The organism is Sphingobium sp. 15-1 (assembly GCF_013375535.1).
In the GTDB taxonomy this organism is placed as follows: Bacteria; Pseudomonadota; Alphaproteobacteria; order Sphingomonadales; family Sphingomonadaceae; genus Sphingobium; species Sphingobium aromaticivastans.
The window spans coordinates 217,503-238,237 of record NZ_JABXJG010000002.1 but is presented as its reverse complement, the minus strand read 5'-3'; the positions used below and the strand labels follow the sequence as shown (position 1 = coordinate 238,237).

At 64.8% G+C, this 20,735-nt stretch carries 21 protein-coding genes; 9 read left to right on the top strand and 12 right to left on the bottom strand.

The window, feature by feature from the left end:
* Window positions 1–9: 9 nt before the first annotated feature.
* The 9 genes from HUK72_RS17345 to HUK72_RS17305 all read left to right on the top strand — a co-directional run bounded on the left by HUK72_RS17345 (window position 10) and on the right by HUK72_RS17305 (window position 7,511).
* Complete coding sequence (locus HUK72_RS17345; protein ID WP_176598060.1) at window positions 10–897, top strand: alpha/beta fold hydrolase; 888 nt, start codon at window positions 10–12, stop codon at window positions 895–897.
* Window positions 898–902: 5 nt separating this feature from the next.
* Entirely contained in the window at window positions 903–1,445 is a 543-nt protein-coding gene (locus HUK72_RS17340) for a flavin reductase (protein WP_176598059.1), read from the top strand.
* A gap of 42 nt (window positions 1,446–1,487) precedes the next feature.
* Window positions 1,488–2,690 (top strand): acyl-CoA dehydrogenase family protein, encoded by a 1,203-nt coding sequence (locus tag HUK72_RS17335; RefSeq protein ID WP_176598058.1) that lies wholly within the window; start codon window positions 1,488–1,490, stop codon window positions 2,688–2,690.
* 1 nt (window position 2,691) lies between these two features.
* Window positions 2,692–3,492 carry an aspartate/glutamate racemase family protein gene (locus tag HUK72_RS17330; RefSeq protein WP_176598057.1) on the top strand — a complete coding sequence of 267 codons (801 nt, stop codon included), beginning with the start codon at window positions 2,692–2,694 and terminating at the stop codon, window positions 3,490–3,492.
* Complete coding sequence (locus HUK72_RS17325; RefSeq protein WP_304413930.1) at window positions 3,489–4,838, top strand: flavocytochrome c; 1,350 nt, start codon at window positions 3,489–3,491, stop codon at window positions 4,836–4,838. The genes HUK72_RS17330 and HUK72_RS17325 overlap by 4 nt, the downstream gene beginning before the upstream one ends.
* Before the next feature lie 65 nt (window positions 4,839–4,903).
* Complete coding sequence (locus HUK72_RS17320; RefSeq protein ID WP_176598056.1) at window positions 4,904–5,584, top strand: electron transfer flavoprotein subunit beta; 681 nt, start codon at window positions 4,904–4,906, stop codon at window positions 5,582–5,584.
* Complete coding sequence (locus HUK72_RS17315; RefSeq protein WP_176598055.1) at window positions 5,581–6,315, top strand: electron transfer flavoprotein subunit alpha/FixB family protein; 735 nt, start codon at window positions 5,581–5,583, stop codon at window positions 6,313–6,315. Before HUK72_RS17320 ends, HUK72_RS17315 begins: the two co-directional genes overlap by 4 nt.
* Before the next feature lie 36 nt (window positions 6,316–6,351).
* Window positions 6,352–7,137 carry a 2-keto-4-pentenoate hydratase gene (locus HUK72_RS17310; RefSeq protein WP_176598054.1) on the top strand — a complete coding sequence of 262 codons (786 nt, stop codon included), beginning with the start codon at window positions 6,352–6,354 and terminating at the stop codon, window positions 7,135–7,137.
* A gap of 83 nt (window positions 7,138–7,220) precedes the next feature.
* Complete coding sequence (locus HUK72_RS17305; RefSeq protein WP_176598053.1) at window positions 7,221–7,511, top strand: hypothetical protein; 291 nt, start codon at window positions 7,221–7,223, stop codon at window positions 7,509–7,511.
* 176 nt (window positions 7,512–7,687) lie between these two features.
* Here HUK72_RS17305 and HUK72_RS17300 read toward each other — a convergent pair whose 3' ends face one another.
* The 12 genes from HUK72_RS17300 to HUK72_RS17245 all read right to left on the bottom strand — a co-directional run bounded on the left by HUK72_RS17300 (window position 7,688) and on the right by HUK72_RS17245 (window position 20,626).
* A complete protein-coding gene (locus HUK72_RS17300; RefSeq protein WP_176598052.1) occupies window positions 7,688–8,380 on the bottom strand; it encodes an ABC transporter ATP-binding protein in 693 nt (230 codons plus the stop codon).
* Entirely contained in the window at window positions 8,377–9,627 is a 1,251-nt protein-coding gene (locus HUK72_RS17295; RefSeq protein ID WP_176598051.1) for an ABC transporter permease, read from the bottom strand. The genes HUK72_RS17300 and HUK72_RS17295 overlap by 4 nt, the downstream gene beginning before the upstream one ends.
* Window positions 9,624–10,622, bottom strand: a complete 999-nt coding sequence (locus HUK72_RS17290; RefSeq protein ID WP_176598050.1) for an efflux RND transporter periplasmic adaptor subunit — start codon at window positions 10,620–10,622, stop codon at window positions 9,624–9,626. The genes HUK72_RS17295 and HUK72_RS17290 overlap by 4 nt, the downstream gene beginning before the upstream one ends.
* Window positions 10,623–10,656: 34 nt before the next feature.
* Entirely contained in the window at window positions 10,657–11,151 is a 495-nt protein-coding gene (locus HUK72_RS17285) for an Hsp20/alpha crystallin family protein (RefSeq protein ID WP_176598049.1), read from the bottom strand.
* A gap of 52 nt (window positions 11,152–11,203) precedes the next feature.
* Window positions 11,204–11,503: a hypothetical protein gene (locus tag HUK72_RS17280; protein WP_176598048.1), complete on the bottom strand. Its 300-nt coding sequence runs from the start codon at window positions 11,501–11,503 to the stop codon at window positions 11,204–11,206.
* A gap of 106 nt (window positions 11,504–11,609) precedes the next feature.
* On the bottom strand, window positions 11,610–13,337 hold the full coding sequence (locus HUK72_RS17275; RefSeq protein WP_176598047.1) for an ATP-binding protein: 1,728 nt from the start codon (window positions 13,335–13,337) through the stop codon (window positions 11,610–11,612).
* Entirely contained in the window at window positions 13,334–13,915 is a 582-nt protein-coding gene (locus HUK72_RS17270; protein ID WP_176598046.1) for a YfiR family protein, read from the bottom strand. Before HUK72_RS17270 ends, HUK72_RS17275 begins: the two co-directional genes overlap by 4 nt.
* Window positions 13,903–15,777 carry a TonB-dependent siderophore receptor gene (locus HUK72_RS17265; protein ID WP_255325843.1) on the bottom strand — a complete coding sequence of 625 codons (1,875 nt, stop codon included), beginning with the start codon at window positions 15,775–15,777 and terminating at the stop codon, window positions 13,903–13,905. The genes HUK72_RS17270 and HUK72_RS17265 overlap by 13 nt, the downstream gene beginning before the upstream one ends.
* A gap of 273 nt (window positions 15,778–16,050) precedes the next feature.
* Window positions 16,051–18,063, bottom strand: coding sequence for an ATP-binding protein (locus HUK72_RS17260; RefSeq protein ID WP_176598044.1), 2,013 nt, complete (start codon window positions 18,061–18,063; stop codon window positions 16,051–16,053).
* Window positions 18,060–19,553, bottom strand: coding sequence for an ATPase domain-containing protein (locus HUK72_RS17255; protein ID WP_176598043.1), 1,494 nt, complete (start codon window positions 19,551–19,553; stop codon window positions 18,060–18,062). Before HUK72_RS17255 ends, HUK72_RS17260 begins: the two co-directional genes overlap by 4 nt.
* Window positions 19,554–19,661: 108 nt before the next feature.
* A complete protein-coding gene (locus HUK72_RS17250; protein ID WP_176598042.1) occupies window positions 19,662–19,859 on the bottom strand; it encodes a hypothetical protein in 198 nt (65 codons plus the stop codon).
* Window positions 19,860–19,915: 56 nt separating this feature from the next.
* Complete coding sequence (locus HUK72_RS17245) at window positions 19,916–20,626, bottom strand: Crp/Fnr family transcriptional regulator (RefSeq protein WP_176598041.1); 711 nt, start codon at window positions 20,624–20,626, stop codon at window positions 19,916–19,918.
* Window positions 20,627–20,735: the final 109 nt, after the last annotated feature.

Sequence of the window (20,735 nt, the reverse complement as noted above, 5' to 3'; positions counted from 1 at the left end):
GGAGTGATTATGTCTATCTGGATCGATTTTCTCGGCGCCGAAATCCGCTATGTCGACACGCCCAGCTTCGGCCGCGTACGCATTGCCGAAGCGGGCAAGGGCAAACCCGAAGCCCTGTTCCTGATGCACGGCATCGGCGGCCATATCGAGGCCTATTCCAAAAATGTGGTGCCATTGGGCGAGCATTTCCACGTCATCGCCTTCGATTTCGTCGGCCACGGCCTGTCGGAAAAGAAGACCGACATCGAATATCCCGCCAGCATCTATGCCGATCAACTCAAGGAGTTGATGGACGTGCTCGGCATCGAGAAGGCGCATATTTCCGGCGAATCTCTGGGCGGGCTGGTAACCGGCCTGTTCGCGGTCAAATATCCCGAACGCTGCCTGCGCCTGATCCTCAATACCGCCGGCGGCATTCCGATCATGACTGACAAGGGCCGCCAGGATCTGGTCAACCTCGCCACGCTGACCGAGAAGAATTACGGTAAGCCGCCCAGCTTCGAGAGCATCAAGGAACGGATGCAGTGGCTCATCTATGAAGGCAATTGGGATCTTCTGACCGACGAGCTGATCGAATCCCGCCTCGCCATCTATTCGCGGCCCGATTTTCAGAAGTCCGCCCCACTCGTCTTCGCCCGTCTGAACCAGGCCAAGGCTGGCGGCGGCAAGGCGATGCCCGACGCGATGGAACTGGAAAAGATCGAGCAGGAAGCCCTGCTGCTGTGGACCACGCACAACCCGATCCATGACGTCCCCGCCGCCGAGGCCGCCCTGCCGCGCCTCAAGAAAGGCAAGCTCTACGTCATGCGGAAGGATTGCGGTCACTGGCCACAATATGAAAGCCCCGAGGAATTCGATGCCGTGGTGGTCAAATATCTGACCACCGGAGAGGTCTGACAGCCATGGCCGCCGCGCTCGCCCATTCCATCCCGTCGTCGCCCATGGCGCCCAAGCCCGACCTGTTTCGGCAGGGCATGCGGCGCCTGGCCGGGGCGTGCACGATCATCACTTCGGTCGCGCCAGGGCAGGGGCGTGAGGGGTGGGCCGGGCTGACGGCGACGGCGGTGGCGTCCGTTACGGCGGAACCGGCGCGGCTGCTGGTCTGCATCAACCGCTCCACCTGGGCGCATAATATCATCAGCCAGTCGCGCATATTGGGCGTCAATGTGCTGGGTGATGATGCCCTGCCGCTGGCCAAGCGCTTTGCCGGAGGCGTCCCGCCGGAGGAGAAATTCGCGGAAGGCAACTGGCTCACCGCCACCAGCGGCGCGCCTTTGCTCGGAAGCGCGCTCGCCAGCTTCGACTGCCTTGTGGGCGAAAGCATCGAAGCCAGCACGCACGACATCTTCATCTGCGATGTGCTGGGCGTGCTGCTGCGCGAACCGGGGGGCGACCCGCTCATCTATTTCGACGGGGCATTCCTGCCCGAACGCCCGATCCAGTGAACAACAAGATACGTGAATAACAAGATACAAGGAGAGCCCGCCATGTCCGTTGCCGTACTGGACCAGAAGGCCAGTGAAATTCCTACAGCCAAGGAACTTGTCGCCCGCGCCGCCGCCATGGTTCCCGGCCTGCGCGCCCGCGCCGACGCGATTGAGGAGGCGCGCCGCGTGCCGGACGATGTGATCGACATGTTCCGCGAAGCCGGCTTCTTCCGCATCCTCCAGCCGAAAAAATATGGCGGATGGGAAATGAACCCGATCGTCTTCATGCGGGTGCTGGGCGAACTGGGCCGAGGCTGCTGCGCCAGCGCATGGGCAATGATGATCCTGGGCGTCCATAACTGGGAATTCGGCGTCATGGACGATCGCGCCGCGCAGGATGTGTGGGGCGAGGATGACCAGACCATCATCGCATCCTCCTATCCGCCGGTGGGCGAATTGACCAAGGTGGAGGGCGGCTGGCGCCTCAAGGGCCGCTGGCCCACCTCCAGCGGCAGCGACCATGGCGCCTGGGCCTTTATCGGCGCGCTGGAACGCAATGAAAAGGGCGTGCCGATCGACCGCCATGCCCTGCTGGTGAAGCGCGAGGATTATGAGATCATCGACGACTGGTACACGTTCGGCCTGTCCGGCACCGGCTCCAAGAGCCTGTTGATCAAGGACGCCTTCATCCCCGATCACCGCGCCCATTCGATGATCGATTACAAGATGGACGATCGGCCGACCAACTATCTCTTCCCCTTTGCGATGGTCTTCTATTCGTCGGTCTCTTCGGTCATCATCGGCTTCGCGCAGGGGGCGATCGACGTCTTCATCGACCAGATGCAGGTGCGGGTCGACAATGGATCGGGCGCGGCGACGCGGCTCAGCCCCTATGTCAAGGATCGCCTCGCCAATGCCGTTGCAAAGGTCCGCGCATCGCAGGCCCGCATGGAACAGATGATGGCGCATTGCACGCAGATCGTCGAACGGCGCGAACTGGTCTCCACCGAGGATCGCATCCATTATATGCTCGACATGGCGCGCATCGGCCGCGAGTGCGAGGAAGCGGTGCTGACGCTCTACAAATGCACCGGGGCGCGGGGCGTGTACAAGTCCAACCCGATCCAGCGCTATCTGCGCGACACGCTGGTCGCCGCCAACCATGTCACCCAGGATGCCGACAATAATGCCGGTGCCCTGGGCGGCTATCTGCTGAGCGGCGAGCTGCCGCCGCTGCTTTACGAAAAGCCGAAGGCCGACTGAGATGGGCATCCGCATCTGGCACCAGAGCTTCACCGTCCTCAGCGACCTTGCGGCCTATGATGACGCGCTGAAGGCGCATTTCAAGCGGGTGGCGCGGCCCGGCACGGTGATCGACATGCACGGCATGCGCGAAGGCACCTATCGGACCAACTATCCGGGCGACGACATCAAGCATGTCGGCTTCCAGTTCCTGCACGCGATCCAGTTCATGCAGGGCGCGCTGATGGCGGAACGGCAGGGCTATGATGCCTTCGCACTCAGCACCCTGCCGGAACCGGGGCTGCGGGAAATCCGCGCCTTGGTCGACATTCCGGTGGTGGGCTATGGCGAATGCGCGGCACGGGCGGCGGTGGACGACGGGCGGCGGTTCGGGGCGCTGGTTTTCATTCCGGAACTGGCCGAACTCTATCGCGACAATGTCCGCCGCCACGGCATCGGTTGCCGGCTCGTCGGCGCCTGCGACGTCGGCTTCCGGTTCACGGATGTGCTTGCGGGCTTTGCGAGCCCCGGCCCGTTGATCGATCGCTTCCGTGTCGCTGCCCGAGATCTGATCGGCAAGGGTGCGGAGGCGATCGTGCCGGGTGAGGCGCCGCTCAATGTGCTGCTTGCCATGAACGGCGTCAGTGAAGTGGATGGCGTGCCGGTGATCGATTCCCTTGGCGCCTGGGTGCGGGCTGCGGAAGCGGCGGTGGATGCCCGCCGGGCTGGCAGGCAAGCGGCGGGGACAGGCTATTTCGGAGCGATTCCCGATCCGATCCGACGCGACGAGATACTCGATTTCTACGGATTGAACCCGGCATGATGGATGTGATCGTCATTGGCGGCGGGGCGGCTGGCTGGGCCGCCGCCCTGTCCGCCGCGCAGCAGGGCCTCAGCGTCGTGCTGCTGGAAAAACTGGCTGAATCCGGCGGTTCCTCGGCCATGAGCGGTGGGTGCCTCGCCTTTGCGGGCACCGATCTTCAGGCAGATCAGGGTGTGGTTGACAGTCCCGACCTGCTGTTCACCGACCTGCGCGAAGTGGGCCAGCGGGTAAACGACGCGGATTTGGTGAGGACCTATTGCGATGCGCAGCTTGCCACCTATGCATGGCTGAAGTCCGCAGGCGTGGCGTTCAGCCCGGTGATCGAGACGGCGGCGGGCCAGTCGGTGCCGCGTGTGCACAGCGTCGATCCCGCGGATATGGTCCGCGCCCTTCATGCGGCGGCGGAAGCAACCGGCCATATCGGCTATCGCCCCGGCATGGCTACGCGCTCGCTGCTACAGAGCCCGCACGGGCGTGTCATTGGCGTCGTTCTCGAAAATGGCGAAACGCTGGAAGCGGCACGCGGCGTCATCATCGCCAGCGGCGGCTTTGCCAAGAATCCGGCGCTGCTTGATCGCTATGCCCCTCAATATGCCCCAGCCGTGTTCGTTGCGGGAGCAGGATCGCAGGGCGACGGTTTGCAGATGGCGCAGGCCTTGGGCGCGGACCTGCGCGACATGGATTATGTGAAGGGCACCTTCGGCAAGCATCCGACCGACGAGAGCAACGACCACAGCCTGCAAGCCGTCTACAAGGGCGCGATCGCCGTCAATCAGGACGGTCAGCGCTTCGTCGATGAGAGCATTTCCTACAAGCTGCTGGGCGATGCGGTCATGGCCCAGCCCTGGCATTGCGCCTATCAGATCATGGACCAGGCGATTTTCGATACCGGCAACAACCTCGTCCGCATCCTGGATTTCGGGCGGCGGCTGGAGGAAGGACTCTTCTATGTCGGGGAGACGCTGGCGGACCTCGCCGCGCAGATCGAGATTGATCCCGATGCGCTGGCGGCGACCGTGGATCGCTACAACGGCCATGTCGACGCCGGGCATGATCCCGATTTCGGGCGATCGCATCTCGTCCATCACCATGGCGCGTTGCGCAGGATCGATCGGGGGCCCTTCTACGCCTATCCCTCGACCGCCGTGGTGTTCGGCACCTATTGCGGCCTGCGTATCGATAGCCAAGCGCGCGTCCTGCGCACTGACGGTCACTGGATCGAGGGACTCTACGCCGCTGGCGAAGTCACGGGCGGCTTTCATGGCGTCGCCTATATGACCGGTTCGGCGCTCGGCAAGGCGGTGGTATTCGGGCTGATCGCGGGACAGGCGGTGGCGGCCCCATGAAGATCATGGTGCTGATCGCGGGGGTGCTAGACCCTAAATGGCCGGTGAAGCCCGTGGCCTGAGGATTGCCCCTGCGCAGTGGCGACCGGCTGCTGCTCAGTCCCTTCGATGAGGCGGCGCTGGAACTTGGGCTCAAGATCCGCGATGCGCGGCCCGATGTCGAGCTGAGCGCCATTGTGGCGGGCGGTTCCGAAGGAGAGAAGCTTGCCCGCTCGATTTGCGCGCTCCGTGTGGCGGACGTGTCGACCCTGGCCCTGCCGGACGCCTGGGATCAGGCAGCGACCGCGCAAAGGCTGGCTCAGGCGGCGCATGGCGCTGACCTGATCCTCATAGGCCGCGAATTTGGGGATTGCGACGATGGGCTGGTGCCGCCGATGCTGGCCGCCATATTGGGCCTGCCCTTTTTCGGGCGGGCGCAGGTGGTGCAGGCAGAGCCGGACGTGCGCCTGATGCGCGAGGCGGGCAGCCATGAGGAATGGCTGACGGTCGATCGTCCGCTTGTCGTCAGCGCGACGAATGACCGTCGCAACCGGCTGCGCAAGCCGCTGATGAAGAATGTCATGCAGGCCCGCCAGGCGCGGATCGCGCATCGGGACGCCCGGCCGGTCGCCGCCACCGGCCTGCAATTGGCGGGCAGCGCCGCGTTGGCCGGCATGCGGTCGATCACTGACTGCCGGATGATCGAAGGCGATGTCCAGGAACAGGCACATGCGCTTGCAGCCCTGCTAAGGGGTGAACGGGTATGAACGATTGGCAGTTGGTGAGGGTGGAGCTTGGCGCCGCCAGCGAGGGAAAGGCGGCGCCGGGCTGGCGGAGGGACCGTAGCCTGCTGATCTTCCCGGCGACGCCCGAAGGGGAGGCGCTGGCGGGATTGCTGGCGGCGTCCCTTGGCGCAGTCTTGCTGGGCCGACTGTCCGACGTCGGCGTGGATGGCGACATGCTGATCGTGAAGCGCCCCGCTTATGGCGGACGTATCCTGCTCGACCTGCGGTTGATGCAGGGCATCGCCGTCGCGACCATGAACGAACCACCCGCCTGCGACGGGCTGATCGCGCTTGCCGCGCCGGAGGTTCCGGCCTTCGAACGCGTCGAATTGCCCATGCGTGACGCCGCGCTGGAAGGCGCGCCGCTGATCGTGAGCGGAGGGCGAGGGCTGGACGCCCAAAGTTTCCTGACGCTGAAAGCTATCGCGAACAGGCTTGGCGGCGCGATCGGCGCCAGCCTGCCTGCGGTCGACCTGGGCCTGGCCCCCGTGTCCCGCCAGATCGGCCAGTCGGGCCATTTCGTCACGCCGCATGTCTATCTGGCCGCAGGCATATCGGGCACGCCGCAGCATCTGGCCGGTATCGGCGCCGCGACCCGGATCATCGCGGTCAACAGCGATCCCGATGCGCCGATCTTCCGGTATGCGGAGGTCGGCGTGGTGGCCGACGCCCGGCAATTGCTCCCCGAATTGCTGCGATCCATCGGCGCATGAGAAGCAAGTCGGCGCAAAGAAAGAGGAACGGAAAATATGCCTTCCCCCAGTCATGAAGATCTCGCCAGCCGCCTGCGGGCTGCCTATGCCGGGGGCGCGGTGCCGCCGTTGCGCGATGGGCTGGACCCTGGTGATGCCGATGGCGCCTATGCGATCCAGACGATCAACACGCGCTATTGGGAGGGGCAGGGCCGCCGCGTCGTCGGCCGCAAGGCGGGGCTGACGGCCAAGGCGGTTCAGCAGCAATTGGGCGTCGATCAGCCGGATTTCGGCGTCCTGTTCGATGACATGCGGATTGCCGATGGCGGCACGCTCGACCCCGCGCGGACCTTGCAGCCAAAGGCGGAAGCGGAGATCGCTTTCATCCTAGGCGAGGATTTGCCCGATCCCGAAACCGCCGTCGCGGCCGTCGCGAAGGCGGTTGCCAGTGTCCACGCTGCCATAGAGATTGTCGACAGCCGCATCGCTGACTGGAAGATCGCCTTTGCCGATACGGTCGCGGATAATGGTTCCTCGGCTTTCTTCGTCCTTGCCCGCGATGGCAGGCCGCTGGTGGGGCTTGATCTCTACAGTTGCGGCATGGTGATGGAAATCAACGGCGCGCCGGTTTCCTTTGGCGCGGGCGCGGCGGTGCTGGGCAATCCCCTGAACGCCGCGGCCTGGCTCGCCCGAACGCTTGCGCGGCGCGGCGAACCGCTCAAGGCGGGGGATATTCTGCTGGCCGGCGCTCTGGGGCCGATGGTCGCGCTCCATCCTGGCGATCATGTGCGGGCTGTCGTCAGCGGCATCGGTGAAACGCATTTCTCCTGCGCAAAGGCCTGAGCGTAATGACCAGCCGTTGGTCGGCTTATGGAACAAGAGTGGAAGCTGTATGTTCCTTCAGTCTCTAAAGGAGGAGGATGGACATGGCTGAAGTGCATAGGGATCCCTATACGGGCGATCGCGTTGTCGTACACAAGAATCGCGGCGGCTGGACCATCGCGGCGGTGCTGGTAATCATTCTGGCGATTGTCGGCATCTTGTTCGCCACTGGATTCTGGAAAGCCGATGTTTCAGGCGGCGACGTTCCTGAGGTCAGCGTCAAGGGCGGTGAATTGCCCAAGGTCGATGTCGATTCCAAGGCCGTGGTGGTCGGAACCAAGAAGGAAACCATCGACGTGCCGACCGTGGGCGTGAAGGATAATGGCGAGAAATAAACTCTCTCGCTTTCGGTCGTTTGCGTAAATTTCGGTTCGGGCCAGCTTTTTGAGCGTATTCGGATATTCGCATAGGAATATCCGAATACGCATCCAATGTTTCGGACATCTGCAATAAGTTCATGCAGTCAAGGCGATCGACGAAGCGATGGAAGCAGGCAGTTGAACCCCATCCATCACCGCGCCCGGATACTGGTTTCGCTGATCCGTCCATCCAGCATTGAAATTTGCACATCGGCGGCGGCGGCGACATCTGTATCATGGGTCACGCAGACCACGGCGCGGCCCTGATCATGGGCAAGGCTGCGGAACAACTCCACCACGCGGGCGCTGTTCTGGCTGTCGAGATTGCCGGTCGGCTCGTCGCACAGCACCAATACGGGATCATTGGCGATGGCGCGGGCGATGGCGACGCGTTGCCGTTCCCCGCCAGACAGCCGGTCGGGCGTCTTGCCGCTCTTGGCGCCAAGGCCCATCGTCTGCAGCAACGCCTGCGCCTTGTCCCGCGCCTGCGCCTGGTTCAGCAACCCCAGCCGCCGCATGGGCAACATGACATTTTCCAGCGCGGTGAATTCCGGCAACAGGAAATGGAATTGGAACACGAAGCCGAAGCTCGCCAACCGGATATGGGCGCGCTGATCGCCGGTCAGCGGGTTCATATCCTTGCCCTGGAACAGCACATGGCCGCCAGTCGGCCTGTCGAGCAGCCCCAGCAGATAGAGCAGAGAGGATTTGCCGCAGCCCGAAGGCCCGACAATGGCGACGAAGCTGGCCGGCTCGATCGCGATCGCCACGTCCGTCACCAGTGTGACCGGAGGCGTGCCCGGCAGGCTGCGCGACAGTCCTTCCGCCTGCATGATCGCGCTCATATCGCGCCCCGCAATATGTCGACGGGATCGACCCGCGCCGCTTTGCGCGCCGGCAGCCAGGCCGCGACCGCCCCGGCCAGCAGCGACGCGGCGGCGGCGATCGCATATTGCCGAGCGGAACGGTCGAGCGGCAGGCGCTGGTCCTCGCCCGCAATCGGAAATTCCAGCGAGCCGAGGATCGCCATCAGTCCATAACCCAGCAGCCATCCCGCCGCGATGCCGATCAGCGCCAGCATCAACCCCTCCATCACGAAGATCAGTTGCAGGTCGCGCTCCGAAAAGCCGATGGAGCGCATGATGGCGATGTCGCGCCGCTTGTCGTTGATGCTGTTCGACACCACCGTGTAGATGCCGAAGCTGGCCACCAGCAGGATCGCGGACACGACGCTGTACATGATGACGTTGCGGGTCACGAGCAGGGAGAGGAAGTCGGCGGAACGTTCCTGCCAGCTTTCCGCCTTGTAGGAGAAGCGCGCCTCCAGCCGCCGGGCGATCGGCTGCGCGGCATAGGGATCGTTCAGGTGCACGCCGATGCGGTTGATGATGAAGGGGCGGCCCAGCAGCGATTGCGCCTCCCGCAGCAGCACATAGCCCGCCGTCGCGGCCAACTGGCTTTGGCCCCGCTTGAACAGGCCGACGATGCGCAGCGACCGGCTCTGGCCCGAAGCCGGGGTCGCGCCCACCACGTCGCCCATGGCGAGACCCAGGCGTTGGGCCATTTCCTCCCCGATGATGATGCCGCCCTGCGTGCTTTCCAGATCGCGCAGCCGCCCGGTGCGGAGCTTGTCGTCGATGGTGCTGACCTTCTCCTCGACCGCCGGGTCGACGCCGATGATGGTCAGCGCTTCCTCCCGCCCGCCGCTGCGCAGGGTGATGGCGCCGGTCAGGCTGGGCGATCCGATCGCGCCCGGCTCGGCATCGATGGCGCGCAGAATCTGGGGCCAGCCTTTCAGCCCCCGCACCTCGTTGCGCGCCTTGTAATGGCGCAGGTCGACCGCGCCGCCGGGATAGGCGCGGATGCCCGGCTGGGGCGGGGGGCTGCGCAGCTCGTCGGAAATGACGATATGGGGGGCGGCGTCGATCAGCGTCTTCACGAAATCATTCTGGCTGCCGATCATCATCGCGGACACCGCCAGGAAAAAGCCGACGCCGACCGCGACGCCGCTGACCGCCACCAATGTCTGGCGGCGGCGCCCGGCCAGATGGCGGAGCGCGATGGCGACAAGCAGGCCGGATTGCCCGGTCATCGTCTGGCCCGTACGCGGCTGTTCTCGCGTAGACTGTCGTCGGGCTTGGCGATGACGGTTGCGCCTCGCGACAGGCCGGCCAGTATCTCCGTATCGCTGGAGCCGACGATTCCGGTACGCACCGCCCGGCTGTGGACGCGCCCGTCGCGCACCACCCAGACCCTGCCATCCACCACCGCCGCCGACGGAATCAGCAGCGCCCCAGGCGTCCGGCGCGTCACGATATTGACCTCCAGCGTCAGGCCGAGCGGCAACGCCATGGGCGCGTCGGTGACGATCCGGGCGCGGAAAGCGCGCTGTTCGGGGTCGCCGCCCGGCGTCACCTCCCGCACATGACCGCGCAGCACCCGGCCGGGCCAGGCGTCGCTGGACATCAGCGCGGCCTGTCCGGCATGGATGCGCGGCACGTCGCGCTCGTCGACCGTGGCGGTGATGCGGATGCGAGCGGGGTCGCCCAGCGTCATCAGCGTGCGACTGGGTATGGCGAGGTCGCCCGGCTCCACATCCCGGCGCAGCACGATGCCGTCCATGCCTGACCGCACGGCCATCTGGTCGAGCCGGGCGGCGGCGCTGTCTTCCGCCGCCCTGGCGCCGTCCGCCGCCGCCACCGCCTGATCGCGGGCCGCCCGCGTGACCCAGCCCTTGGCGAACAGCGCGACCACGCGCCGTTCGTCCTGCATCGCCACCCGTCGTTGCGCGCCCGCCTGTTGCAGCGCGTGACGTTGTTCCTCATCGTCCAGCAGGATCAGCGGCTGGCCGCGTCGCACCCGGTCGCCTTCGTCCACCAGCACCTGCCGCACGGGCGCGGTGAGGCGAGCGGCGACGGACACGGGATGCTCCGCCTCGACAAAGCCGGTGGCATAGACCAGCTCCACCGCCTCACCGACGCGCGCGGTCGCGGTCGTCACCTCGCGCGTCCGTCCGGCCAGCAGCGCATAGGCCGCCGCGCCCGCCAGCAGCACCGGCAGCAACAGCCAGAGCGTGATGCGTTTCATTCCCCTTGCTATAGCATCATGCGGTCAGGCGCTTCTATGCCCCCCCGACCGGAATCGACGTCGGCTTCTTTTCCGCGGTCGCAAGACGGGGCACGATGACCTTCAGCAATCCCTTCTGAAGCTGAGCGGTCGCCTTGTCGGCGTCAGCCTCGAACGGCAGGGCGAAGCGGCGCAGGAAGCTGCCCTGGCTGCGTTCGACCAGATGATAATGCTTCTTCTCGTCCTTTTCCTCGCGCTCTTCCTTATGCTCGGCCTTGATCGTCAGCATGCCCTCGTGAATGTCCAGCGATACGTCCTTTTCATCGAAGCCCGGCAGTTCGGCGGTCAGCTCAAGCCCTTTGTCCGTTTCAGCGATGTCGACCTTGGGGATCAGGAAGCCCTTGGTGTCGCCGCTCTGCGGGGCGGTCCAGCCCCGGCCGAAATCATCGACCAGCCGGTCCATCTCCTTGCGAAAATCGACAAAGGGATCAAAGCCGCCGCGCAACAGGTTGCCGCGGCCAAAGGGTATCAACGAGCGATATTCAGCCATTGTCCTTCTCCTTGCCTATCCTTGTGCGAGATGAAAGCCGCCGCCTGTTTGCTCATGGCGCGGAGGGGCGGGTCTTCGCGTCATGGTCCGGCCCATGCATGGCTTTGCAGTCCTCCATAGGTCCGGCCCGGCCATGGGGGTCCGCCGCTTGGGTTCCATCCGGCCCTTGTGCGTCATGCCCGCCCTTCATCATCGGGCAGGGATGCGCCGCGTCGCAGGCCGGAGCGGGGGAGGGCGTCGCCGCATCGGCGGGATGATGGCCGGCATGGCCGCCGGTTACGGCGGACTGGGCGAATGCCGCATTGGCGATCACGAGAGTCGACAGACTCAAGATGCTCAGGAAACGGCGCATGAAGCGATCCTCCTCGTCAGACCAAGGACGAGCTTCGATCAGCGCGCCCTCCGGCGCTATAGGTAGAGTTACGCATCGTGGGCGCCGCCGCCCCGGCATGGCTGCGCTATGCCCTGCCTGCTCCCGTCTGATCCAGCGCGGTCATGAGCTGGACCGAGAGATCCTGGATCGTGAACGGCTTTGCCAGAAGGGGTATGCCCTCCTTCGCGGCGGAGGCCGCCGCCGCGCTGTAGCCCGTCATCAACATCGTTCCCAGATGCGGCCAAAGCTGCCTGATCTTCAGCGCCAGGTCCATGCCGCTGACCTCCCCCGGCATGATCATGTCGGAGAGGATCAGCGAGAACTCGCCATTTTCCTCCAGCCGGCGAAGCGCCTCGTCGCCATTGTCGACCCGTTCCGCCTCATAGCCCAACGCCACCAGCATGCCGCCGACCGTATCGGCCACATTGTCGTCATCCTCGACCAGCAGGATGCGCTGCTTGCCGAAAGCGGCCACCGGTTCGGCCAGGCTGTCGCTGTGCCGGGCGGGGAGCAGGGAGCGGGGCAGCAGCAGGGTGATGGTCGTCCCCTGGCCGACGATGCTGTCGACCAGCACCTCGCCGCCCGATGCGCGCGCGAAGCCATAGACCTGGCTGAGCCCCAGGCCGGTTCCCTGGCCCACTTCCTTCGTCGTGTAGAAAGGTTCGAAGATCTTGTTGATCAGATCGGGCGCGATGCCTGCGCCGCCGTCCGTCACGGCGATCTGCGTCCGGTCGGGCAGGTCGCCGCCGCCGGGCAGGTTCGCGCCCTCGATGACGATGGTGCCGCCCCTGGGCATGGCGTCGCGCGCGTTGAGGGCGATGTTGAGGATCGCGACTTCCAGTTCCGACGCATCCACCTCCACCGGCCAGAGACCGGCGGGAAGGTGCATGGCGACCTCTATGCTTTCGCCCAGGGAGCGTTCGAGCAGCGCGTCCATGCCCTTGATCCGCTCGCGCAGATCGATGACCTCCGGGTTCAGCGGCGTGCGGCGAGAAAAGGCGAGGAGCTGCCGCGTCAGTTTCGCGCCGCGATCGACGGCCTGGCGTATCCCGGCCTTCAACTTCTCCAGCCTGACCGGATCGCTGGTGCGTTCCATCAGGTCGAGCCCGCCGGAAGCGACCATCAGCAGATTGTTGAAATCATGCGCGACGCCGCCGGTCAACTGGCCCATCGCCTCCATCTTCTGCGATTGGCGCAGCGCCTCCTCGGCTTGCTGGCGGCCGGCAATTTCCGCCTGCAGCGTCTGATGCGCCCGGCGCAGGGAAGAATAGGATGCCGCGAGCATCACGATCAGCACCGATGCCGCAAGCACGATGACCGCGATGCCCAGATAGCGCGTCAGACGGCGCGACAGGCTGTCCAGGGTGGACATGAGATAGACGGAACCCAGTCGCGTGCTGCCCTGCTTGACCGGCACGGCGACGGCCAGCGCGTTTGAGGGGGCGTCCCGCCTGGCGTCCTCCGCGCTTCCGGGCAGCCGGGCGGGCGCGCGGGCGAAACCGCCCGCCAGGCCGCCCTGACCATCATAGGCGGCTACCGCGACGATCTGAGGATCGGCCTTCAACGCGTTCAGATATTCCTGCAATGCGACATCGTCGTCGAAGGCCAGCGGCGCGGCGATCCCGCTGGCCAGGATTTGCGCCTGGGCCGTGGTCTGCCGCAGCTTTTCGATGCGGGCGAGCTGTTCGAGCTGGAAGGTGGCCGCCAGACCGGCGGCGAGCAGCATCAGGGCGATCAGCACGGCGGAAAGGGGCGTCGCCATCTGGGCAATGACATTACCCAGGCTGAGCCGGCTTTGGGGTACTTGCGTCATTTCCTGTCCACCGCGATTGCAAGGCCAAGCAATTTGGAACTGATCTTGAGGCCATGGGCGCGGGCCGCGCCGTCGTTGATCTGGAAGCGGACGCGGCCGCTTTGCTTGACAAATTCTATCATCGCCCCGGTCGGCCCCGCGCTCCTGTCCGCGACGGTCAGGACCGGCTGTCCCTGGGTCGTCGCGAAGGGCGCATAGCCGGGGTCCGCCGATGCGCCCGCAAATAATATATGGCATCCCGCGGGGCCGGTTTCATTGCCGGTCCGCCGCACCACGACGGGGCGGCCCACCATCTTCTGGCCGCGCACCACGTCGTTCAACAGCGTGCCGAAAGGGTCCTCTCCGACGACGCAGATGATGAAATTCCTGTCCGTGGCCGAAAAGGCTCCGGGCGGCCATTCCACGAAGGGCGCGAATTTGAACAGGAAATTCGCCTGGATGGCGCGTTCCAGCGAGGAGGGTGAATTGGCCGCTCCCGCCGCTGGCGCGCCCCCGGCCAGAACCGACAGGCACAACAGGGCCGCCCATCGCAGGCGGCCCGGACGCCTCTTGCGGGGGGGAGGGGTCAGATCGTCCATTTGAGCGCCACGAACGCGCTGCGGCCGAGCGGCGTCGCCTGCGAGGCGGGCAGCTCCTGATGGCGGCGGTGGAGGAGGTTGAAGCCCGAAACCGACAATTCGGCCCGTTCGTCGAACTGCCAGCCCAGCCGGGCGCCCAGCTCGACATAGGCCGGGACATGCGGGTCCGGCAAAGCGGAGACATAGCGCAGGTCGAAATCGACATTCACCTCCGGCCCGATGTCCATGGAGGACCGCAGGGTTGCGCGATGCTTGGGATCATTGCCCACCTGGGAAACGCCCAGCAGCGGCACCGCGTCCGGCTTGAAGCGGAATTTCTGGATCAGCAGGCTGTAACCCGGCTTCAGCCGCCACCAGTCCGCCACCCGAATGTCGGCCCAGGCGTCGAAGCCATAGCTGTGCCCCTCTATCCCATTGCCCCAGCGCAGCGGCAGGAAACCGCCGGGAGCGGGTTCGACCGACCGCAGATCGTCATAGACATTGTAGAAGGTCGATAGGGACAGCGACGCGCGGGGCGAAACCGTCAGCCGCGTGCCAAGCTCATAGGCGGTCAGCTTTTCGGAGCGGAAGCTGGAGAGGGCGGTCAGGATGACCGTCTGGCCGATGGTCTCCACCACATCCTCGTCGAACGGCGTGGGCGACCGCACGGCGCGGGACACAGCGCCCCAGATCAGCGTGGTTGGCGCCGGCTTCCAGGACAGGCGGACGCTGGGCAGGAAGGTCAGGTCCGTATAACTCCGCTGTTCCAGCTTGGCGCCGATCGTGCCCGTCAGGGACGGGGTGATGGCGATGCTGTCCTGTGCGAACAGATTGCCGACGAACAGGTCGCGCTGGCGGGGCACGAAGTCCAGGCCGGGGATCTTCTCGATCACATAATGGCTGATCCGCGCCCCGCCGCCCCAGACGATGTTGTGGGCGTCGCCCAGGGTGAAGCTGTGCTGCCCCTCGACGTCGAACGTATCCAGGGCGAAGCGGCCTCCGTCATTCTCGATCCTGCGCGCCGTGTGATCGTAAAAGGCCTGGAGTTGCAGGGTCGCGCCCGATGCCGCGGCATGGCGCCAGCGGGCGAGCAGGTCATAGCCGTGAAAATTCTCGTCCGCCGCCGCGCCTTGCGAGCGGGAGCCGTAATAGCCGTCCCCCTGGACCATCAACGCATCGGCGGGGGTCGCATTCCAGTCGAAGCGGAAGCCGCCCTGCGTCCGGCGGTTGCCGTCGTCCAGGCCGGACGCGCTTTCGAAATTTTCGTGGCGTTTGACGAACAGGCGGTAGCTGGCATTTTCCCCCGCATGGCCGCCATAGCGCAGGCCCAGATCATAGGTCCTGTTCCCGATCACGCCCGTTCCGTACAGGCCCTGCGACGCCCCCGCATCGCGGGTGATGATGTTGATCACGCCATTGACCGCATTCGATCCCCATAGCGTGGCGCCGGGGCCGGAGATCACCTCGATCCGTTCGACATCCTCCGGCAGGATGTCCGGCATGTCCCAATAGACCCCCGAATAGAGCGGCGAATAGACGCTGCGGCCATCGATCAGGACGAGCAGCTTGTTGGAGAAATTCTGCGCCTGGTCATTGCCGCTAAGCCCGCGCGCGGCGACGACCGTATTGTTGGGACCGCCGCGCATGACCTGCAGATTGGGCGCGAGCCGCAATATGCCCGGCAACGTCAGCGTGCCGGACCGCACGATGTCGTCATGGGTGATGACATAGATGGAGGCGGGGGCGTCCGCCAGCGACGCGGTCGAGCGGGTGACCGATGTGACGTCCAGCTTCGACAGGGCGGAGATCGGCATGTCGCGCAGCTCTTCGATGCTCTGCGCATGCGCGATGGAGAAAGATGATGGCAGAAGGCCCATGGCCATGAAAGCCGCACACGCCGCATTGCCAAAAGCCCAAGCCCGAGACATCTCTATCATTCCCCCCTGCGCATGCATCCGGACTGCCCCCTAAGCAGGGTCTCCCGCGCGCCACCGGTCGTTACGCAGGCGCGCTGGAAAAGTTCCCATGCAGCTTCTTTGATCCATTGACCATGATCTCCCACTCGCTGACTGATGCGATCGCAAGGGGATAGCCGATCCTGCATCGGTCGTCTCGCCCATCATTCCCGCGTCCGCCTCCCTCTCTCATCCAAGCCTTCACAGCGCTGCCAGGCTCTTGGCCAGGTCGATCTGCTTGAAGGGTTTGGTCAGTCGCGGCTGCTCCGCCGAAATGCCGGCATTCTCCGCATAGCCCGATATGAGCAATGCACGTATCTCCGGCTTGAGTAGCCTTGCCTGTTCGATCAGGTCGGTGCCCGTCGTGCCGGGCATCAGATGGTCGGTGACGAGCACGTCGATGTCCGGTTCGGTCTTCATGATCGCCAGCGCATGTTCGGCGGAATTGGCCTCCAGCACGTCGTAACCCAGTTCGCGCAGCATGTGCACGGTGCTTGCCCGCACCAGATCCTCGTCATCGACCACCAGCGCCATGCCGTGATCGAGCTTGACCGCGGACAGCTCCGGTCCGGCGGCATCCTGCCCTATCTCGATCGCGCTCGTCGGCAGCCAGAGGCTGATCGTCGTGCCCTGACCGATGGCGCTTTCGATCGTCAGCGCGCCGCCCAACTGCGCGACCAGTCCATGCACCATCGACAGGCCAAGCCCCGTTCCCTGGCCCACGCCCTTAGTGGTGAAAAAGGGTTCGATCGCCTTTTCGGCGGTATCCTGATCCATGCCGATGCCATTGTCCGCGACCGACAGCCGGATATAGCGGCCTTCCCGCAGACGCAGGCCGTTTTCGGGCGCCATGACCTCGCATGTCACGTCGATCCGGAGTTGTCCGCCATCGGGCATGGCGTCGCGCGCATTGACCGCCAGGTTCAGCAGCGCCATTTCGATCTGGTTCGCGTCGGCATGGGCCGCGGGCAGACCGTCGGTGATCGCCAGATCGACTTGCACCCGGGGGCCGGACGTGCTGACGATCAGGTCGCGCATGTCCCGCACCAGCCCGCCAATGTCGATGGCGGTGGGTTGCAGCGGTTGCCGCCGGGCGAAGGCGAGCAACCTCTGCACCAGCATCTTGGCCCTGTCCGCCGATTGCAGCGCGCCTTCGATCAGCCGGCGCTCCCGATCCGTTCCCAGGCCGCGGCGATGGAGAAGGTCGAGACTGCCGACGATCGGCGTCAGCAGATTGTTGAAGTCATGGGCGACGCCACCGGTAAGCTGCCCCATGGATTCCAGCTTCTGCGACTGGCGCAGCGCCTCCTGCGCCAGTTCCAGTTCGCGGGACCGCTGCTGCACCCGCTCTTCCAGCGTCTCGTTGAGAGCGCGCAATCGCTCCTCGCTTTGGCGCAAGGCCGCCTCCATGCGGCGCCGTTCGGTGATGTCGTTGAACAGCACCGCGACCTGCGGCGTGTCCGGCCCGCCCACGCGGAAGGCGTAGACATCGTACCAATAGCCGCCCAGCGCTTCAGCCTGATCCTCGAAACGGACGCTTTCCCCCGTTCGGGCGACGCGGCCGTAAATGTCGAACCAATGCTGTTCATGCCCCGGCACCAGGGATCGCATCGTCTTCCCCACGGCGTCGGTCAGACCCATATGCCGCGAAAAGGCCGGATTGGTTTCGATGAAGCGATAGTCGGCGGGGTTGCCCGTCTCGTCGAAGATCACCTCTATGATGCAGAAGCCCGCTTCGATCGAATCGAACAGCGACCGATATTTTTCCGCGCCGCGATGCAGGTCCTCCAGCCTCGCCCTTGCATCATATTGCCGGCGCCGGCCGCGCAGGGCCGATTGGGCCAGGCTGATCAGAGTGGTGGGATGAAAGGGACGTTCAAGGAAATTGACGTTGCCCAGCATCTCCAGATAGCGGGAAGCCGACGGATTGCGTTCCAGCCCGCCCCCTCTGCGCGTGAGCAGGATGAACGGGAAGTCCGACCATTCCGGCTGTTTCTGCAGCCAGCCCACCAGAGGATGGAGATCGCGATTGTGCAGCGCCTCTTCCGTGACGAGCGCGAAGCCGGACCCATGGTCGATTCCGCTGAGCAGGGAGGGAAGATCCGCGCAGACCTGCGACCGCAATCCCGCTTCGCCCAGCATGGAGGCGGCGATCTCCGCATCGCGTCCGACCGGAGCGAGGATGAGTGCCCGTTCGGAGAGATGTGGGATCACGCCTTGTCGTCTTCGAGCAGCACCGGCGGGCTTCCGACGAAATGGGGCACGCCGCGCAGCACGCCCTGAAAGCCCGTCAACGGTTCGCCCAGGCGGATGCCGTAAGAACCGATGCGAAATTCGCGAATGGTGTCTTCGTGCGATCCCGTCCGCTTCTTGATGATCGATATGGCACGCCGCACCCGGCCCAACGCCTCGAAATAACGCAGGAGGATGACCGTGTCGGCCAGATAGGTAACGTCGACCGGCGCCTTCATGTCGCCCACCAGGCCATGTTGCGCGACCGTCAGGAAGGTCGTGGCGCCTTGCCGGTTCAGATATTGCAGAAGTTCATGCATATGCAGGACCAGCGCGTTTTCTTCCGGCATGGAGGATTGATAACCATTCAGGCTGTCGATGACGACGGTCCTTACCCCATGGCGTTCCACGCAGTTGCGTACGCGTTGGGAGAATTCCCCGGGGGACAATTCGGCCGCGTCCACCTGCTCGATCACCAGATGTCCTGCATCCGTCATGGCCTGCATGTCGATGCCAAGCCCCTTTGCGCGGTTGAAGAGCAGGCCGATCTCCTCATCGAAGACGAACATGGCGGCTTTTTCCCGCCGCGCCACCGCCGCGCTCACGAAGGTCAGGGCGAGCAGCGACTTGCCGGTGCCCGCGGGACCGAGGACGAGCACGCTGGAGCCGCGTTCGACGCCACCCCCCAACAGCGCGTCGAATTCGGCGGAATCGCTTTTCAGGAGGTCGCGTACGAAGCTGGTCTTATGTTCCGCCGCCACCAGGCGCGGAAAGACGCGGACGCCCCCTTCCTCGATGACGAAATCGTGGAACCCGCCGCGAAAGTGCCGGCCGCGATATTTGATGATGCGCAGCCGCCGCCGTTCCGGGCCGTAGCCGGGCGACAGCTCCTCCAGCCGGATAACCCCATGGGCAACGCTGTGGACGGTCTTGTCCGCGACCTCCGCCGTCAGATCGTCTAGCATCAGCACGGTGGTGTTCTGTTTCGAGAAGAAATGCTTCAGCGCCAATATCTGGCGGCGATAGCGCAGTGAGCTTTGCGCCAGCAGACGGATTTCCGACAGGCTGTCCAGCACCACCCGGTCGGGCTTCACTCGCTCGAACGCGTCGAAGATGCGGCGCGTGGTCTCGCCCAGTTCCAGGTCGGACGAATAGAGCAGGCTTTGCTGCTGTTGCTCATCCAACAGGCTTTCGGGGGGCACCAGTTCGAAAAGGTCGACCCCGGCGAGATCCCAGCGGTGCGACTGCGCGCTTTCGCGCAGTTCATCCTCGGTTTCGGACAGGGTGATGTAGAGGCAGCGTTCGGCCCGTTTGGCGCCCTCGATCAGAAATTGCATCGCAATGGTGGTCTTGCCGGTGCCCGGGCTGCCTTCGAGGAGAAACACCCGGCCGCGCGTCAGCCCGCCGGAGAGAATGTCGTCAAGCCCATCCACGCCCGCAAGCGCTTGTTCGGTCGAATAGGTCGGCGGCACGTCATTCTCCTTTCAGAGCGGGAACGTTCGCGATTACCATGGGAAAGGCCCGGCCTGAATGAGTCTCAGATTGATTTCGATCAAGCAACGGGGCCAGGATAGGACGCCTCATAGGCCGGAATTCATCCCTTCATGCCCATCGATCTGCCTTCTCGCTTCCGATGCGGCACGGATCAGTTCATGCGCGGTCTCTTCCGCGGCGTCGGGCGTCATGCTGATGGCGACTCCATCGGGGCCATCGAGCATCACTTGTCCTTCCTCGGCAAAGGCTTTGCCGGATTCGTCGAATACGCCGTCTCGGGGCATGGATCATCCTTTGTTGCTCGGATACGAAGGACGCATTGCACGCCGATGCGGTTCCATCATCCCTCTATGAACAGATAGGACGGATCATAATCGCTGAGCCGGCGCAGGGCGGCGAGGTCGTGGATGGTGACCTTGCCGCGCCGCACCTCCAGCAGCTTCCTCTCCCGCAAATCCCGCAGCATCCGGTTGATATGCACCGGCGTCATGCCGCAGGCCTCCCCCAGATCGGCCTGGGTGAGAGGGAAGGCGAAGTCGCGGCCGTCGCTCAGCCCCACGGCGCGCAGCTTCGCTTCGATCTCGCAGAAGAAATGCGCGATCCGGGCGACCGCGTCGAGGCGGCCGAGGCGGAAAATCCACTCGCGATGCATGGCGGCGTCCAGCAGCGTGCTGAACCATAGCAGCTTCGTCAGATTGGGGCGCTCGACCAGCAAGCCGTCTAGCGCTTCGTGCGGGACCAAGGCTATCTTGCAGACGCCCAGAGTGGCGACGTCATGGTCCAGCCGGCCCAGCGGATAGCCATGGAGATCGACGAAATCGCCGGGAACATGAACCGCGACGAGCTGGCGAAGACCGTTCCGGTCGTCCATGTAGCGGCATATGAACCCCTCCATCAGATAGGTGCTCATCCTGATCGGCTCGCCGGCGCGGGCGATGACCTGCCGGGCGTGCGTCTTGCGGACCTGGCCGATGCTGGCTTCGAGCGCCGCGAGGTCCGCGTCCGACAATTGGTCGCGGCGGCGGTTGCGGAGGAAGTCGGCAAAGATCATCGGCGGCTTGTCCCGGAGCGCGAGGGTGCGAGCGCGAAATCCGGCCAGGGTTCAGCGCGCATGCCTTGCCCCGTTGCCGGATCGGAAAGGCTTATCAGCAGGGTTCTCC

Coding starts and splice junctions, on each gene's coding strand:
- HUK72_RS17345 (WP_176598060.1), top strand. CDS start 10: ATGTCTATCTGGATCGATTTTCTCGGCGCCGAAATCCGCTATGTCGAC.
- HUK72_RS17340 (WP_176598059.1), top strand. CDS start 903: ATGGCCGCCGCGCTCGCCCATTCCATCCCGTCGTCGCCCATGGCGCCC.
- HUK72_RS17335 (WP_176598058.1), top strand. CDS start 1,488: ATGTCCGTTGCCGTACTGGACCAGAAGGCCAGTGAAATTCCTACAGCC.
- HUK72_RS17330 (WP_176598057.1), top strand. CDS start 2,692: ATGGGCATCCGCATCTGGCACCAGAGCTTCACCGTCCTCAGCGACCTT.
- HUK72_RS17325 (WP_304413930.1), top strand. CDS start 3,489: ATGATGGATGTGATCGTCATTGGCGGCGGGGCGGCTGGCTGGGCCGCC.
- HUK72_RS17315 (WP_176598055.1), top strand. CDS start 5,581: ATGAACGATTGGCAGTTGGTGAGGGTGGAGCTTGGCGCCGCCAGCGAG.
- HUK72_RS17310 (WP_176598054.1), top strand. CDS start 6,352: ATGCCTTCCCCCAGTCATGAAGATCTCGCCAGCCGCCTGCGGGCTGCC.
- HUK72_RS17305 (WP_176598053.1), top strand. CDS start 7,221: ATGGCTGAAGTGCATAGGGATCCCTATACGGGCGATCGCGTTGTCGTA.
- HUK72_RS17300 (WP_176598052.1), bottom strand. CDS start 8,380: ATGAGCGCGATCATGCAGGCGGAAGGACTGTCGCGCAGCCTGCCGGGC.
- HUK72_RS17295 (WP_176598051.1), bottom strand. CDS start 9,627: ATGACCGGGCAATCCGGCCTGCTTGTCGCCATCGCGCTCCGCCATCTG.
- HUK72_RS17290 (WP_176598050.1), bottom strand. CDS start 10,622: ATGAAACGCATCACGCTCTGGCTGTTGCTGCCGGTGCTGCTGGCGGGC.
- HUK72_RS17285 (WP_176598049.1), bottom strand. CDS start 11,151: ATGGCTGAATATCGCTCGTTGATACCCTTTGGCCGCGGCAACCTGTTG.
- HUK72_RS17280 (WP_176598048.1), bottom strand. CDS start 11,503: ATGCGCCGTTTCCTGAGCATCTTGAGTCTGTCGACTCTCGTGATCGCC.
- HUK72_RS17275 (WP_176598047.1), bottom strand. CDS start 13,337: ATGACGCAAGTACCCCAAAGCCGGCTCAGCCTGGGTAATGTCATTGCC.
- HUK72_RS17270 (WP_176598046.1), bottom strand. CDS start 13,915: ATGGACGATCTGACCCCTCCCCCCCGCAAGAGGCGTCCGGGCCGCCTG.
- HUK72_RS17265 (WP_255325843.1), bottom strand. CDS start 15,777: ATGGCCATGGGCCTTCTGCCATCATCTTTCTCCATCGCGCATGCGCAG.
- HUK72_RS17250 (WP_176598042.1), bottom strand. CDS start 19,859: ATGCCCCGAGACGGCGTATTCGACGAATCCGGCAAAGCCTTTGCCGAG.
- HUK72_RS17245 (WP_176598041.1), bottom strand. CDS start 20,626: ATGATCTTTGCCGACTTCCTCCGCAACCGCCGCCGCGACCAATTGTCG.